Below are 13,407 nucleotides of genomic sequence, written 5' to 3'. Positions count from 1 at the left end.
TCCCACATTGGTTTCTGTGTGGACCACGAAATCATGGAACACCGATGAAACGCCGCCTCGCCCTCGCCCTCGCCCTGCTCCCCACCCCCGACCTGCTGGCCAATACCTTCGAACGCGACCAAGCCCTCAAGCTGCCCGACATCCTCATCAGCGCCAACCGCCAGGTAGAGGCCCGCAACGACAGCAGCGCCGCCAACACGGTATTCACCCGTGACGACATCGACCGCCTTCAACCGGCCAGTGTCACCGACTTGCTCAGCCGCGTGCCGGGCGTGCAAGTGGCGCCATTGGGCGGGCGCGGCAGCCTGCCGGGGATTTACATCCGCGGCACCAAGTCGGCCCAGAGCCTGGTGTTGGTGGACGGCCAGCGCATCGGCAACGCCACCTCTGGCGACAGCAACCTGCAACGCCTGAATATCAACCAGATCGAGCGGGTAGAAGTGTTGCGTGGCTCGCGCTCGGTGATCTACGGCGCCGATGCGGTGGGCGGGGTGATCCAGATCTTCACACGGCGCGGCAACGATCAAGGGCTGCGACCACGCCTGCACCTGGGTATTGGCAGCCACCAGACCTGGGAGCGCAGCGTGGGCATGTCCGGAGGCGACGAGCAGACGCGTTTCAACCTCGGCGCCAGCCTGGACGAAACCGCAGGAAGCAATCGGACCCACGAGTCCTACGCCAGCGACCGAGACGCCGACGCCAACCGCAACCGGTCCTTCAGCCTGAGCTTGAGCCATGCCGCCAGCGACGATCTGGAGCTCGGCCTGAACCTGCTGGATAACCGTGGAAAAAGTGAATACGACAACCCGTTCGGCCGCCTCGACCCCAGCACCTTCGAGTCCTTGCCCCAGCAGCCGTACAGCGAGTTTGCGGTAAGCAGTTTCAGCAGTTACGCGGACGCTCGGATCAACGACGCCTGGACGTCCCGCCTCGAACTGAGCCACAGCGAGAACCGTGAGAAAACGTTCGACAAGCTCAGTGATGTTCGCGAAGTCTTCAACACCTACCGCGATTCGGTGAATTGGCAGAACGACGTGACACTGGACGAGCGCAACAGCCTGATCGTGGGCGGCGACTGGTATCAGGACCGGGTCAACAGCAGCACGCCGTTCGAGGAAGACAGCCGCTGGAACCGCGCGGCGTTTATCCAGCATCGCTACCAGGCCGAAACCTTCTCGACAGAGTTGGGCCTGCGCCGCGACCAGAACCAGCAATTTGGTGGCCAGAACAGTTGGAGCGGCACCTTCACCTTGCCAGTGAACTCAGACAACGACGTATTGCTGACCTACAGCGAAAGCTTTCGCGCCCCCACATTCAACGACTTGTATTACCCGGACTTCAGCAACCCAGACCTGAAACCCGAAACGGCCAAGAGCTACGAAGCGCAATGGCGCAGCCAACTGAGCGACAGCGCCCGCCTGGAGGCTTCGCTGTACCGCACGGACCTGGAGGACGCGATCATCTTCGGCAGCGGCTCACGCCCGCAGAACGTTGCGTCGGCGCGGATCAATGGTTTCGAAGCGGCCTTGCGGCAGGAATTGTTCGGTTGGCAGGGCAACCTGGGCCTGGCCTTCATCGACCCACGGGACCGTGACAGCGGCCACACCCTGGCCCGCCGCGCTCGTCGCACGTTGAGCCTGGACCTGGACCGACAATTCGATCGCCTGGGTTTCGGCGCCACCTGGCAAGCGGTGAGCAGCAGCTATGACGACGAAAACAACCGCAATGCCCTGAGCGGCTATGCCCTGCTCGGGTTGCGCGGCAGTTGGGCGCTGAGCCGGGAAGTGAAGTTGGAGATGAAGGTGGATAACCTGTTGGACAAAGGTTACAGCCGGGCGCTGTATAGCCATGAGGGGTTGCAGCACGGGTATCGGGAGGAGGGTCGGGCGTGGTTGTTTGGGGTGACCTGGACCCCGGAATTTTGATCCAGAATCTGTTGTGCCTGGTCCGCCCCCATCGCGAGCAGGCTCGCTCCCCACAAATTGATTCGATGTGAATCCAAAATCAGCGGCGCTACGAATCCTTGTGGGAGCGAGCTTGCTCGCTATTGAAGGCACCGCGGTCTACCGGTCGGGCGCAATCAACCCGCACAGCCGCGCTGTCGCCTCGATCATCTGCCCGCTGGGCCGCTCCAGCCCTTTGTCATCCACCAGCAAAAGTCGCCCCTGCGCCACCGGCCAGGCTTTCCAGGCATCGAGCTGTGCCTGATCCGTGGCGAGGATCATCTGCGGCTGGCGCTGGAGTACCGATTCCACACTCACTTGCGGCGCCGGTACGCTCAGGTCGGCGAACACATTGCGCGCGCCGCATATCGCCAAGGCGTCACTGATGATCTGCCCACCGCCGACGGTATACAGCGGCCGGTCCCAGACCTGATAGAACACCGGCACAGGCCTCTCCCGTCGGTAGCGTTGGCGTAGCGCCTCCAGGCGCTGGCGCAGTTGCGCCGCTCGCTGCACGCCCCGCTCCGGGCGGCCGAGTTGGGTGGCTATATCTTGAATTTGCGTAATGAGTTGATCGAGATCGTGGGGCTCGGCGACGTAGATCGGGATGCCCAACGCCTTGAGCTGCTGGCGCTGGGCCGGGCCCACGCTGCCTGGCCAAAGCAGGAGCAGATCAGGCTTGAGGCTGAGCAGCCGCTCCATATCCAGTTGGCCGTAACGCCCAACGGAAGGCAGCTCTTTGAGGGCCGGCGGACGTTCACCACCGTCCAACACACCCACCAGCAGGTCAGCGGAGTCCAACTCAACGACTATTTCAGAAAGCGAGGGCGCCAGGCTGACAACGCGCGAAGCCGCCATCGTCGAGGCGCTGGCGGCCAGCAGGAGGACCGCCAGCCAGAGACGCATCAACCGAGCTGACGCGGGATGCGATACAGGTAGAACAGCACGGCGGTGGATAACGCCAACAGCATCAGCGGCACCGCTTCGAGGCCGACGAATACCGCCAACGCGCCAATCCAGGCCGGCAGGCCTGCCACCAGGAAAGCTGCGCGACGCCGGGCTGCCAGGGTGATCCAGGCCTCGGGTTCTTCAGGCGTATCGAGGGATTTTTGCGTGGCGATCAATGCGTTTTTATAGCCGCCGAAAAACCGCAGGCTGACAAACATCGACGCCACGCCCGCGATGAACAGCGGCATCGCCAGCACCGGCAGGATCGCCTCGCCCTGACCAAATACCGTGTTGATCACAAATAATGGCAGCAAGGCCAGCGCCAGGTACTGCCACCAACTGACGGCCAGCCGCCGCCGAACCTGGCCGCGCGTCACGCCCGGTCGACCTCGCCCTGGTGCTCGTTGCCCATCATGTGGTCGAGTTTGCTGGCTTTGGTCGCCAGGTAGAGCTTGTTGTGAGGGTTGTGGCCGGTGTGCAGCGGCACGCGTTCAGCCACCGCGATACCCATGTCGGTCAGTGCCTTGACCTTGCGCGGGTTGTTGGTCATCAACCGCAAGGCCTTGACGCCCAGGTGTTCCAGCATCGGCAGGCAGATGCTGTAATCGCGCAAATCGGCGGCGAAGCCGAGGCGCTCGTTGGCTTCCACGGTGTCGGCCCCGCCGTCTTGCAATTCATAGGCACGGATCTTGTTCAACAGGCCAATGCCGCGCCCTTCCTGGCGCAAATACAGCAGCACGCCGCGACCTTCACGGGCGATGGCTTGCAGCGCGGCTTCAAGCTGCGAGCCGCAATCACAGCGCTGGCTGAACAACGCATCGCCCGTCAGGCATTCGGAGTGCAGGCGACCGAGTACCGGAGCGCCGTCGGCGAAATCACCCAGGCTCAGCACGACGTGCTCGCGACCGGTGGCTTCATCGAGAAAACCATGCATGGTGAATTGAGCAAAAGGCGTTGGCAGCTTGGAAGCGGCAACAAAAACGACAGGCACCGGTGTGCTCCTGATCTAGTACTGGAGATTCGCAGAGGCGGGCATTGTAACAGCACGATCCGATGGGCGCTTAGGCTGAATTATCACGCATAACCATCGAAAAGTTTGATCACAACTTCGGTGGTTTGCCGTGCTCGTCGAAGGGATAGGGTTGATTCCAACGCTCGAAAATCGGTTTCAGCTCACCGCTCTTCACTAACACTTCCATGCGTCGGTCGAACAGCGCACGCAGCACGCGACCGTTTTCGTTGTCGGCGAAGCCCAGGTACAGCGGTAGATTGATCAGCGGCGACATTTTGAATTGCTGGGGATCGTCGGCCTTGGCGAGCACCTCCTCGATCTCCATGGAAGCATCGATATAGAAATCGGCACGGTCATGGGCCAGCATCGGCAGGATTCCCACGGCGCGATGAATTTCGTTGAAACGTCGTACGTTGGGCAGGTAGTTGTCGTACTCGTAGCCGCGCATCCACACCAGTCGATAGTTGCCGATGGTGGCTAACGTTGGGGACGGCTTGGAGGCCAGTCCGAGGGCATAGATATGATCAACATCGTAGTGCCACTTTGGGTAAAGCACTCCTGCGGACTCATTCCGATAGGCGCCGACCTGCACATCGACCTCGCCGCGCTGCACCAACCCGATCGAGCGCGTGTAGGGCACGCTACGGGTTTCCAGCTTGACGCCTTCGGGCTCGAATACCGCGCGCAAAAGCTCCCACCCCATGCCCTGCCCATCGGCCTGTGTGTAATCGGCCCACTCTTCACTGGCGGCGCGAATCTTGCCGGGCAGCGGCGCCGACTCGGCCACCCGAACGCCGAACAACGCTCCGATACACAGCAACAGCAAAAGTGCGCGGCTTACGCCCATGCCTCGTTCCCTCAGGTGAAACACCACACCAACCCTTGCATTGCAAGCCAGGCAAAAACGCCGGCCAACACGTCGTCGAGCATGATGCCGACACCCCCGTGTACCTTCCGGTCGATCCAGCGGATCGGCCATGGCTTGAGGATATCGAAGAAGCGGAACACCAGGAAACCGGCCAACAGCCATTGCCAACCTTCAGGCACCAGCCACAAGGTGATCCACATGCCGACCATTTCGTCCCAGACGATGCCTTCGTGGTCGTGTACCCGCAGGTCATCCGCCACTTTGCCGCACAGCCAGAAGCCGAACAGCATGGTGATGCCCAGCATCAGCCAGTAGCCCCAATCCGGCAACATCTGCCACAACGGTATAAAGGGTAGCGCAACCAGCGAGCCCCAGGTGCCCGGCGCCTTGGGCAAGGTACCCGAACCGAAGCCGAACGCCAGGAAATGCCAGGGATTGCGCCAGACCGAAGGCGGAACGAATTCGGCCGGTACCTGGTTGGGATGATCTGTCACGGTGTCTCCCCAAAATGTTGATAGCCCCGTGTTTGCGGGGTGATGTCGCGCCCAAGGTCGTCAACCAGCATGACGCCCTGCCCCTGCGTGACACTGCCGACCACATGGATCGGCCAGCCTTCGGCCAGAAGTGCCGACAATCGGACCGACGGCAGGGTGAACAGCAATACATAGTCGTCCCCACCACTCAGGGCGGCGTGTTGCGCGCCTGACGGGCCGAGCAGCGCCAGAAGTGCATTGGACAGCGGAAGCCGGTCACGTTCAACCGTCAACGCCACGCCGGACGCCAGCGCGATATGCCCACAGTCGGCCAACAGGCCGTCGGAAATGTCCATCGCCGCGCTGGCTTTGCCCCGCAGTGCCAGGCCGAGGTCGATCTGCGGTCGCGGCGCCCAGTAATGGCCCAGCAATGGCTCGGCGACTGCAGGCTCAGCGCTGCGCTGGCCGAGGACCAGCGGCAACGCGCCGGCGGCATTGCCCAGCTCACCGCCGACACACAGCAGATCGCCGGGCTGCGCGCCGCCGCGGGTCAAGGCCTGGCTGGACGGGACGCGGCCGAACACGGTCAGGGTCAGGCTCAGGGGCCCCCGCGTGGTATCGCCGCCCACCAACGCCACGCCGCATGCCCGGGCCATCTGACTCAAACCCTGGGCATAGGCTTGCAGCCAATCGGCGGCAACCATCGGCAAGGTCAGGGCAAGGGTAAAGGCGAAAGGGCTCGCGCCCATGGCGGCCAAGTCACTGACCGCCACGGCCAGCGAGCGCTGGCCGAGCAGGAACGGATCGCAAGGATCCGGGAAATGCACACCGGCGACCAGCGTGTCGGTGGAAACCGCCAGCTGTTCGCCGGGAGGGACGGCCAGCAAGGCGCAGTCGTCGCCGATCCCCAGCGCAACGCCCTCGCCGCCCTGCGCGCATGGCGCAGCGGCGAAGTAGTTACGGATCAGCTCGAATTCACCCATAGTCAGTCGTCACAAACGCCAATCAGCGCTTGAACGCCTTCACTTCGGCTTCACGCAGGCGCGGGGCGAGCTTGTCGAGCACACCGTTGACGAACTTGTGGCCGTCGGTGGAACCGAAGACTTTCGCCAGCTCGATCCCTTCGTTGATCACCACGCGGTACGGCACGTCGACGCGCTGCATCAGTTCCCAGGTGGACAAGCGCAACACCGCGAGCTCGACTGGGTCCAGCTCATCGATGGTCAGGTCCAGGCAAGGTGCCAGGGCGTTGTCGATTTCAGTCTTGTGGGCGGGGACGCCGTGCAGGATCTCGCGGAAGTACGCACCATCGACATCACTGAAATCGTTATCGACGCGAAACTGCGCTTCGATCTCGTTCAGCGATTGCTTGGCCATGTGCCACTGATACAGGGCCTGGGTCGCGAGCTGACGGGCTTCGCGGCGCTTGACGCTTTTCGAAGGCTTGCCGGCGTCCGCAGGCTTTGGATCGCGCGGGTTGAAACGATCGCTCTCGTCGCTAATCACTTGGCCTCCAACTGCGCCAGCAGGCTGACCATTTCCAGGGCGGATAAGGCAGCTTCGGCACCTTTGTTACCGGCCTTGGTGCCGGAACGTTCGATGGCTTGCTCGATGGAATCAACGGTCAGCACGCCGAAAGCGACCGGCACGCCGAACTCCATGGACACCTGGGCCAGGCCCTTGGTGCATTCGCCGGCCACGTATTCGAAGTGCGGAGTACCGCCACGAATGACCGCACCGAGGGCGATGATTGCCGCAAATTCGCCCTTTTGGGCGACTTTCTGCGCAACCAGCGGGATTTCGAAGGCGCCAGGCGCACGGATGATGGTGATGTCGCCTTCGCTCACGCCATGGCGAACCAGCGCATCCACCGCGCCGTCGACCAGGCTTTCAACCACAAAGCTGTTGAAACGGCCGACTACCAGCGCGTAGCGGCCCTTGGGGGCGATGAAGGTACCTTCGATGGTCTTCAGGGTCATTCGTCAGATCTCTTAAAGAGCCGGAGCACGTTCGATACGCGCTCCTCAGTGATATTAGCCACGAATACAGGGCGGGAAATCCCGGGCCATTATTCGGAGGGCACGTATTCTACAACTTCCAGGTCGAAACCGGATATCGCATTAAATTTCATCGGCGCGCTCATCAGACGCATCTTGCGCACGCCCAGGTCGCGCAGGATCTGCGAACCGGCACCGACAATGCTGTAGGTGGTCGGTTTTTTCACCGGTTGCTGCTCGGTGGTCTCACGGATGTGGGCCAACAGCACGTCACCATCGAGTGGATGTCCCAGCAACAGCACCACGCCGCTGCCCGCCTCGGCCACGGCGGCCATGGCCGCGCGCAGGCTCCAGCGGCCCGGTTGCTTGACCATCAGCAGGTCGCGCAGAGGGTCCATGTTATGCACGCGGACCAGGGTCGGCTCTTCAGCACAAACAGTGCCCAGGGTCAGCGCCATGTGCACGTCGCCTTCCACCGAGTCGCGGTAGGTCACCAGGTTGAACTGGCCCAGTTCGCTGTCCAGCGGCTGCTCGGAAATCCGCTGAACGGTACGCTCGTGGATCATACGGTAGTGAATCAGGTCGGCGATGGTGCCGATCTTGATGTTGTGCTCGGCGGCGAACGCTTCCAGCTCGGCGCGACGGGACATGGTGCCGTCGTCGTTCATCACTTCGCAGATGACGCCGGCGGGCTCGAAGCCGGCCATGCGCGCCAGGTCGCACGCCGCCTCGGTATGGCCGGCGCGAGCCAGGGTGCCGCCGGCCTGGGCCATCAACGGGAAGATGTGGCCGGGGCTGACGATGTCTTCGGCCTTGGCGTCGGCGGCCGCGGCGGCTTGTACGGTGCGCGCGCGGTCAGCGGCGGAGATACCGGTGGTCACGCCCTCGGCGGCCTCGATGGACACGGTGAACTTGGTGCCGAAGCCCGAGCCATTGCGCGGCGCCATCAGCGGCAACTTCAGCAGCTCGCAGCGTTCGCGGGTCATCGGCATGCAGATCAGGCCACGGGCGTGCTTGGCCATGAAGTTGATGTGTTCGGCCTTGCAGCATTCGGCGGCCATGATCAGGTCGCCTTCGTTCTCGCGGTCTTCGTCATCCATGAGGATGACCATCTTGCCTTGGCGGATGTCTTCAACCAGTTCTTCGATGCTATTGAGCGCCACGCGGCACCCCCTTGGGTCAGGATTTGAGGTAGCCGTTAGCGGCCAGAAAGCTTTCAGTGATATTGCCGGCTGCTGGCTCCGCGGCCTTGTCGCCCAGCAGCAGACGCTCCAGATAGCGGGCCAGCAGGTCGACCTCCAGGTTGACCCGACGACCAGGCCGGTACGAGGCCATGATGGTTTCGCTCAGGGTATGGGGGATGATCGTCAGCATGAACTCAGCGCCGTCCACCGCGTTGACCGTCAGGCTGGTGCCATCGACGGTGATCGAGCCTTTATGGGCGATGTACTTGGCCAGCTCTTTCGGGGCCCGGATACGAAACTCCACGGCCCGGGCGTTATCGGTACGCGAGACCACTTCGCCGACACCGTCGACGTGGCCGCTGACCAGGTGCCCGCCGAGGCGCGTGGTCGGCGTCAGGGCTTTTTCCAGGTTGACCGGGCTGCCACTCTTGAGATCGTTCATCGCGGTACAGTCGAGGGTTTCGCGGCTGACGTCAGCCAGGAAGCCATTGCCGGGCAGCTCGACGGCAGTCAGGCAGACGCCGTTCACGGCGATGCTGTCGCCCAACTTGACGTCGCTCAGGTCGAGCTTGCCGGTTTCGACATGCACCCGCACATCTCCGCCCTTGGGGGTGAGTGCGCGGATACTGCCGATGGATTCGATGATGCCGGTAAACATGGAGTCCTCCTCGAGAACGGGCCGCCGCTTGAGCGAAAGCCGGGAATTATACGCTGGCCGATGAAACGGGAACGGCGATGACTCGCCAGTCATCGCCCACGGCGCGGATTTCGGTGATTTTCAGCGGCGCGGCGTCCTTCATCTGCGCCAGCGGCCAGTCCAGCAGCGGTCGCGCCGAGGAGCCCAGAAACTTGCCGGCGATGAAAATCTGGAACTCGTCCACCAGGCCCTGACGGGCAAAGGCTCCCGCCAGGCGCGGGCCGGCTTCCACCAACACTTCGTTGACGCCTCGGGCCGCCAACTCCGCCAACAGGCGGCGCAGATCGACCTGACCGTCGTCACCCGCCACGATCATGCATTCGGGGCCGTTGGCGTACTGTTCTTCCACCGCCATGCAGGTAGCGACGAGCGCCGGGCCCGCCCTGAAAAACGGCGCATCCAGCGGCACTCGCAAGCGGCCGTCCACCAGCACCCGCAGCGGCGGACGGCTCATGGCCAGCGCGGTCTGCTCGGCGTCCAGCCCGAGCTCGTCGGCACGCACGGTCAGCCGGGCGTTGTCCGCCAGCACCGTATCGGCGCCGGTCAGCACCACGCTGGCCTGGGCCCGCAGGCGTTGTACCGCCGAGCGCGCGGCGGGGCCGGTGATCCACTGGCTCTCGCCACTCTCCATGGCGGTGCGCCCATCAAGGCTCATGGCGAGCTTGACCCGCACGAACGGCAGGCCATATTCCATGCGCTTGAGGAAACCTTCATTGAGCTTGCGCGCTTCGCCTTCCAGCACGCCGCTTTCTGTGGCGATGCCGGCCTGGGCCAGCCGCTGCAGGCCGCGGCCGGCGACTTCCGGGTTCGGGTCTTGCATCGCGGCCACCACCCGCGCCACCCCGGCGGTGACCAACGCATCGGCACAGGGCGGTGTGCGCCCATGGTGGCTGCACGGTTCGAGGGTCACGTAGGCCGTGGCGCCCCGGGCATTTTCACCGGCGGCGCGCAGGGCATGGACTTCGGCATGGGGTTCGCCAGCGCGGATGTGCCAGCCTTCGCCGACGACTTCGCCGTCCCGCACGATCACGCAACCCACCCGAGGGTTGGGATGGGTCGTGTAGTGACCGCGTCGCGCCAATTCCAGGGCGCGGGCCATGTAATGGGCGTCGAGGACGGCTTGTTGCGCCGGGCTGGTCATTCTTTCACCGGCTCGCGGGCCAGGCGGTCGATTTCCTCGCGGAACTCATTGAGGTCCTGGAAACGCCGGTACACCGAGGCGAAACGGATGTAGGCCACTTCATCGAGCTTCTGCAGCTCGGCCATCACCAGCTCGCCGACCACCAGGGATTTGACCTCGCGCTCGCCGGTCGCCCGCAGCTTGTGCTTGATGTGCACCAGCGCGGCTTCCAGGCGTTCGACGCTTACCGGGCGTTTTTCCAGGGCGCGCTGCATGCCGGCGCGCAGTTTTTCTTCATCGAACGGCTGGCGACTGCCGTCGGTCTTGATCAGGCGCGGCAACACCAGTTCAGCGGTCTCGAACGTCGTGAAACGTTCGCCGCAGGCCAGGCATTCGCGGCGGCGGCGGACCTGTTCGCCCTCGGCGACCAGTCGCGAGTCGATGACTTTGGTGTCGTTGGCACCGCAGAAGGGACAGTGCATGGTGGGCAGGCAACAAAAAAAGGGAGGGCCATGGTAGCGCATCCCACTGGCAAGACAAGCCATAGGGTTTACGGTATACAGACGGGCTTAACGCCAGATCCATCGAATTCACCTTGCTGGAGCCACCCATGCCGCTACGATCCATTGTTCTGCTCAGTCTCTTCAGCCTGCTGATGGCGTGCAGCAGCGACGCCCCGAAACCCGCCGCGCCAGCCCCGGCGCCCGCGCCTAAACAGGCTCAGGAAAAGGCCCGCCAAGCCACCGAGCTTGGGCCGCTGCCGGCGCATCAGCGAGAACTGAGCGGTACCTTGCAAGGCGTGCCGGCAGGGGCCGAGGTGGAACTGGCGCTGCTGGTGATCGATGACAAGGATCGCCCGCAGCAACTGCTCGCCAGTTCCAGCCTGATCGGCACCAACCAGGCACTGCCCTTCCGCCTGCGCTTCAACCCCGAAGCCTTCCCCGTTGGCGCCCGCGTGGAACTGCGCGGCCGGGCCAGCCAGTCGGGCCAGTTGATCCTGCACCTGCCGGAGCAACGCATCAGCCAACCGACCACCCAGGCGCTGGGCGTCCTGCAATTCGTCAAAGCGCCATGAGGCCACCGCAGGACCTGCAACAAGCGCTGGACGAGTTACTTGGCGATGCACGTTTGGTGGCCTGTGCGCTGCCGGACACAGACTTGAAGCTGTGGTTGATCGACGGCGACAACATGGACCGAGCCTTCAGCCCGGAAGAAACCCGGCGCATCCTCCACGAGCCGCCGTATTGGAGCTTCTGCTGGGCCAGCGGCCTGGCGATGGCGCGCTATCTGGCCGAACAGCCACAATGGGTCGAGGGCAAGCGAGTGCTGGATTTCGGTGCCGGCTCCGGCGTGGCGGGCATTGCGGCGGTCAAGGCCGGGGCGCTGGAAGTGGTGGCCTGCGACCTGGATCCGCTGGCGCTTGCCGCGTGCCAGGCCAATGCAGTGCTTAACGGCGTGACGTTGGGTTATTCGACGGATTTTTTCGCCGAGGCCGATCGCTTCGATCTGATCCTCGTCGCCGACGTGCTCTACGACCGGGCGAACCTGCCGCTGCTGGACCAGTTCCTCAGCCGTGGCCGCGAGGCACTGGTGGCGGATTCCCGGGTGCGGGACTTCCAGCATCCGCTGTACCGACGCATCGAAATGCTCGAGGCCATGACCTTGCCGGACCTGGCTGAGCCGGAGGAGTTTCGGCATGTGAGCCTGTACCACGCGCGGCGCTTGTCTTAAAGCATCGCGAGCAGGCTCGCTCCCACATAGAACTTTGTTCAGTTCATGAAAAATGCAGGCAGCATAAAACACGGTGGGAGCGAGCCTGCTCGCGATAGCGGTCTATCAGGCGCCGCAAGCCCCCGCTTTCAGCCACCCCCCACCAAGCCGTATAGTTGCCCCATTCAAGCGTTCTACGAGATTCCCCATGACCCAGGACACGTCTTACATCTTCGACGCCACCACGGCCGATTTCGACCAGTCGGTGATCGCCAACTCTTTTCACAAACCGGTGCTGGTGGATTTCTGGGCCGAGTGGTGTGCGCCCTGCAAGGCACTGATGCCCATGTTGCAAGGTATCGCCGAGAGCTATCGGGGCGAACTGCTGCTGGCCAAGGTCAACTGCGACGTCGAGCAAGACATCGTCGCCCGCTTCGGCATTCGCAGCCTGCCGACCGTGGTGCTGTTCAAGGACGGCCAGCCGGTGGACGGCTTTGCCGGGGCTCAACCGGAATCGGCGGTGCGGGCGATGCTCGAACCCCATGTGCAGATGCCGCCTCCAGCCGCAGCCGACCCTTTCGAACAGGCCCAGGCGCTGTTCGATGAGGGCCGCTTCGCCGATGCCGAAGCCGTGCTCACCGTGTTGCTGGGCGAAGACAACACCAACGCCAAGGCGCTGATCCTTTACGCACGTTGCCTGACCGAGCGCGGCGAGCTGGGCGAGGCGCAAACAGTGCTCGACGCAGTGAAAAGCGATGAACACAAGGCCGCACTGGCCGGCGCCAAGGCGCAGATCCAGTTTCTCGGCCTGGCCAAGGATCTGCCGGACGCCGCCGACCTCAAGGCGCGGCTGGCGAAAGACCCCCAGGACGACGAGGCGGTGTATCAACTGGCGATCCAGCAACTGGCGCGCCAGCAGTACGAGCCAGCGCTCGAGGCGCTGCTCAAGTTGTTCATCCGCAATCGCAGCTACAGCGAAGGCCTGCCCCATAAAACCTTGCTGCAAGTGTTCGAACTGCTGGGCAACGATCACCCGCTGGTGACGACCTACCGTCGCAAGCTGTTCGCCGCGCTTTACTGACCGATCCAGCTATAGAGCGGCGTATCCCCGCCGCTCAGCACCTTGACCTCGGCGCTGTGGCGCAGGCGCACCAGCAAGCGCTTGCCTGACGAGGCGCTGCCGGTCAGGCCCTCAAGCTGTTCGAGCAAGTCCGGGCCGCTCAGTTGCCCGGCCTTGCGCAACAACTCCCGGGCGATCTGCCACTGGGTGTCGTCTTGGCTTGTCGATTTGGCGGGCGCCGCCGCCGCGCCTTCGGACTTGGCCACTTGCAACCGCGCGCCGAGCTGCGCCCAGTCGCCTTCATCCATCTCTATCGTCAAGTCCACCGGCCAATCACCGACCGTCCCGCGTATCCGCAACATCAGCGTGCTCCTGAAGATTTCATCTGCCCATGC

General features: G+C 63.5%; 17 protein-coding genes. 4 read left to right on the top strand and 13 right to left on the bottom strand.

What is annotated here, in order from left to right:
• The first annotated feature begins 44 nt into the window (after positions 1 to 44).
• Positions 45 to 1,925 (top strand): TonB-dependent receptor domain-containing protein, encoded by a 1,881-nt coding sequence (locus tag ACLK1G_RS23550; RefSeq protein WP_420767560.1) that lies wholly within the window; start codon positions 45 to 47, stop codon positions 1,923 to 1,925.
• A gap of 138 nt (positions 1,926 to 2,063) precedes the next feature.
• Here the strand turns inward: ACLK1G_RS23550 and ACLK1G_RS23545 are convergent, their stop codons facing one another.
• The 12 genes from ACLK1G_RS23545 to nrdR all read right to left on the bottom strand — a co-directional run bounded on the left by ACLK1G_RS23545 (position 2,064) and on the right by nrdR (position 10,724).
• Positions 2,064 to 2,849: a cobalamin-binding protein gene (locus ACLK1G_RS23545; protein ID WP_420767559.1), complete on the bottom strand. Its 786-nt coding sequence runs from the start codon at positions 2,847 to 2,849 to the stop codon at positions 2,064 to 2,066.
• Positions 2,849 to 3,268 (bottom strand): MFS transporter, encoded by a 420-nt coding sequence (locus ACLK1G_RS23540; protein ID WP_420767558.1) that lies wholly within the window; start codon positions 3,266 to 3,268, stop codon positions 2,849 to 2,851. Before ACLK1G_RS23540 ends, ACLK1G_RS23545 begins: the two co-directional genes overlap by 1 nt.
• Entirely contained in the window at positions 3,265 to 3,882 is a 618-nt protein-coding gene (gene ribA, locus ACLK1G_RS23535) for a GTP cyclohydrolase II (protein WP_420767557.1), read from the bottom strand. The genes ACLK1G_RS23540 and ribA overlap by 4 nt, the downstream gene beginning before the upstream one ends.
• A gap of 109 nt (positions 3,883 to 3,991) precedes the next feature.
• A complete protein-coding gene (locus ACLK1G_RS23530) occupies positions 3,992 to 4,750 on the bottom strand; it encodes a substrate-binding periplasmic protein (RefSeq protein WP_420767556.1) in 759 nt (252 codons plus the stop codon).
• Positions 4,751 to 4,761: 11 nt separating this feature from the next.
• On the bottom strand, positions 4,762 to 5,265 hold the full coding sequence (locus ACLK1G_RS23525) for a phosphatidylglycerophosphatase A family protein (RefSeq protein WP_420767555.1): 504 nt from the start codon (positions 5,263 to 5,265) through the stop codon (positions 4,762 to 4,764).
• Positions 5,262 to 6,227, bottom strand: a complete 966-nt coding sequence (gene thiL, locus ACLK1G_RS23520) for a thiamine-phosphate kinase (RefSeq protein ID WP_420767554.1) — start codon at positions 6,225 to 6,227, stop codon at positions 5,262 to 5,264. Before thiL ends, ACLK1G_RS23525 begins: the two co-directional genes overlap by 4 nt.
• 22 nt (positions 6,228 to 6,249) lie before the next feature.
• Entirely contained in the window at positions 6,250 to 6,750 is a 501-nt protein-coding gene (gene nusB, locus ACLK1G_RS23515) for a transcription antitermination factor NusB (RefSeq protein WP_039594265.1), read from the bottom strand.
• Positions 6,747 to 7,223, bottom strand: a complete 477-nt coding sequence (gene ribH / locus ACLK1G_RS23510) for a 6,7-dimethyl-8-ribityllumazine synthase (RefSeq protein ID WP_039594266.1) — start codon at positions 7,221 to 7,223, stop codon at positions 6,747 to 6,749. Before ribH ends, nusB begins: the two co-directional genes overlap by 4 nt.
• A gap of 89 nt (positions 7,224 to 7,312) precedes the next feature.
• Entirely contained in the window at positions 7,313 to 8,404 is a 1,092-nt protein-coding gene (gene ribBA, locus ACLK1G_RS23505) for a bifunctional 3,4-dihydroxy-2-butanone-4-phosphate synthase/GTP cyclohydrolase II (RefSeq protein WP_420767553.1), read from the bottom strand.
• Between the two features lie 16 nt (positions 8,405 to 8,420).
• Positions 8,421 to 9,083: a riboflavin synthase gene (locus ACLK1G_RS23500; RefSeq protein ID WP_420767552.1), complete on the bottom strand. Its 663-nt coding sequence runs from the start codon at positions 9,081 to 9,083 to the stop codon at positions 8,421 to 8,423.
• 46 nt (positions 9,084 to 9,129) lie between these two features.
• Complete coding sequence (gene ribD, locus ACLK1G_RS23495) at positions 9,130 to 10,263, bottom strand: bifunctional diaminohydroxyphosphoribosylaminopyrimidine deaminase/5-amino-6-(5-phosphoribosylamino)uracil reductase RibD (protein ID WP_420767551.1); 1,134 nt, start codon at positions 10,261 to 10,263, stop codon at positions 9,130 to 9,132.
• The gene (gene nrdR, locus ACLK1G_RS23490; RefSeq protein ID WP_013694316.1) at positions 10,260 to 10,724 is read right to left on the bottom strand and encodes a transcriptional regulator NrdR; all 465 of its coding nucleotides are present in this window, start codon (positions 10,722 to 10,724) and stop codon (positions 10,260 to 10,262) included. Before nrdR ends, ribD begins: the two co-directional genes overlap by 4 nt.
• Positions 10,725 to 10,852: 128 nt before the next feature.
• On the opposite strand from nrdR, the gene ACLK1G_RS23485 reads away from it, so the two are divergent.
• The 3 genes from ACLK1G_RS23485 to trxA all read left to right on the top strand — a co-directional run bounded on the left by ACLK1G_RS23485 (position 10,853) and on the right by trxA (position 13,033).
• A complete protein-coding gene (locus tag ACLK1G_RS23485) occupies positions 10,853 to 11,317 on the top strand; it encodes a YbaY family lipoprotein (protein ID WP_420767550.1) in 465 nt (154 codons plus the stop codon).
• Positions 11,314 to 11,973 (top strand): class I SAM-dependent methyltransferase, encoded by a 660-nt coding sequence (locus ACLK1G_RS23480; RefSeq protein WP_420767549.1) that lies wholly within the window; start codon positions 11,314 to 11,316, stop codon positions 11,971 to 11,973. Before ACLK1G_RS23485 ends, ACLK1G_RS23480 begins: the two co-directional genes overlap by 4 nt.
• A gap of 187 nt (positions 11,974 to 12,160) precedes the next feature.
• Entirely contained in the window at positions 12,161 to 13,033 is an 873-nt protein-coding gene (gene trxA / locus ACLK1G_RS23475) for a thioredoxin (RefSeq protein WP_420767548.1), read from the top strand.
• Here trxA and ACLK1G_RS23470 read toward each other — a convergent pair.
• On the bottom strand, positions 13,027 to 13,374 hold the full coding sequence (locus ACLK1G_RS23470) for a hypothetical protein (protein ID WP_420767547.1): 348 nt from the start codon (positions 13,372 to 13,374) through the stop codon (positions 13,027 to 13,029). The genes trxA and ACLK1G_RS23470 overlap by 7 nt on opposite strands.
• Positions 13,375 to 13,407 lie beyond the last annotated feature (33 nt).

It is taken from the genome of Pseudomonas algeriensis (genome assembly GCF_048847255.1).
In the GTDB taxonomy this organism is placed as follows: Bacteria; Pseudomonadota; Gammaproteobacteria; order Pseudomonadales; family Pseudomonadaceae; genus Aquipseudomonas.
Note: the sequence above shows the minus strand (reverse complement) of the source record. Positions and strands in the feature narration are given on the sequence as shown.

Bases quoted from the DNA above. Each gene is read 5' to 3' on its own strand.
- ribH (WP_039594266.1), bottom strand. From the start codon at position 7,223: ATGACCCTGAAGACCATCGAAGGTACCTTCATCGCCCCCAAGGGCCGC.
- ACLK1G_RS23500 (WP_420767552.1), bottom strand. From the start codon at position 9,083: ATGTTTACCGGCATCATCGAATCCATCGGCAGTATCCGCGCACTCACC.
- ribD (WP_420767551.1), bottom strand. From the start codon at position 10,263: ATGACCAGCCCGGCGCAACAAGCCGTCCTCGACGCCCATTACATGGCC.
- ACLK1G_RS23480 (WP_420767549.1), top strand. From the start codon at position 11,314: ATGAGGCCACCGCAGGACCTGCAACAAGCGCTGGACGAGTTACTTGGC.
- ACLK1G_RS23530 (WP_420767556.1), bottom strand. From the start codon at position 4,750: ATGGGCGTAAGCCGCGCACTTTTGCTGTTGCTGTGTATCGGAGCGTTG.
- thiL (WP_420767554.1), bottom strand. From the start codon at position 6,227: ATGGGTGAATTCGAGCTGATCCGTAACTACTTCGCCGCTGCGCCATGC.
- ACLK1G_RS23545 (WP_420767559.1), bottom strand. From the start codon at position 2,849: ATGCGTCTCTGGCTGGCGGTCCTCCTGCTGGCCGCCAGCGCCTCGACG.
- ACLK1G_RS23470 (WP_420767547.1), bottom strand. From the start codon at position 13,374: ATGTTGCGGATACGCGGGACGGTCGGTGATTGGCCGGTGGACTTGACG.
- nrdR (WP_013694316.1), bottom strand. From the start codon at position 10,724: ATGCACTGTCCCTTCTGCGGTGCCAACGACACCAAAGTCATCGACTCG.
- trxA (WP_420767548.1), top strand. From the start codon at position 12,161: ATGACCCAGGACACGTCTTACATCTTCGACGCCACCACGGCCGATTTC.
- ACLK1G_RS23550 (WP_420767560.1), top strand. From the start codon at position 45: ATGAAACGCCGCCTCGCCCTCGCCCTCGCCCTGCTCCCCACCCCCGAC.
- ACLK1G_RS23485 (WP_420767550.1), top strand. From the start codon at position 10,853: ATGCCGCTACGATCCATTGTTCTGCTCAGTCTCTTCAGCCTGCTGATG.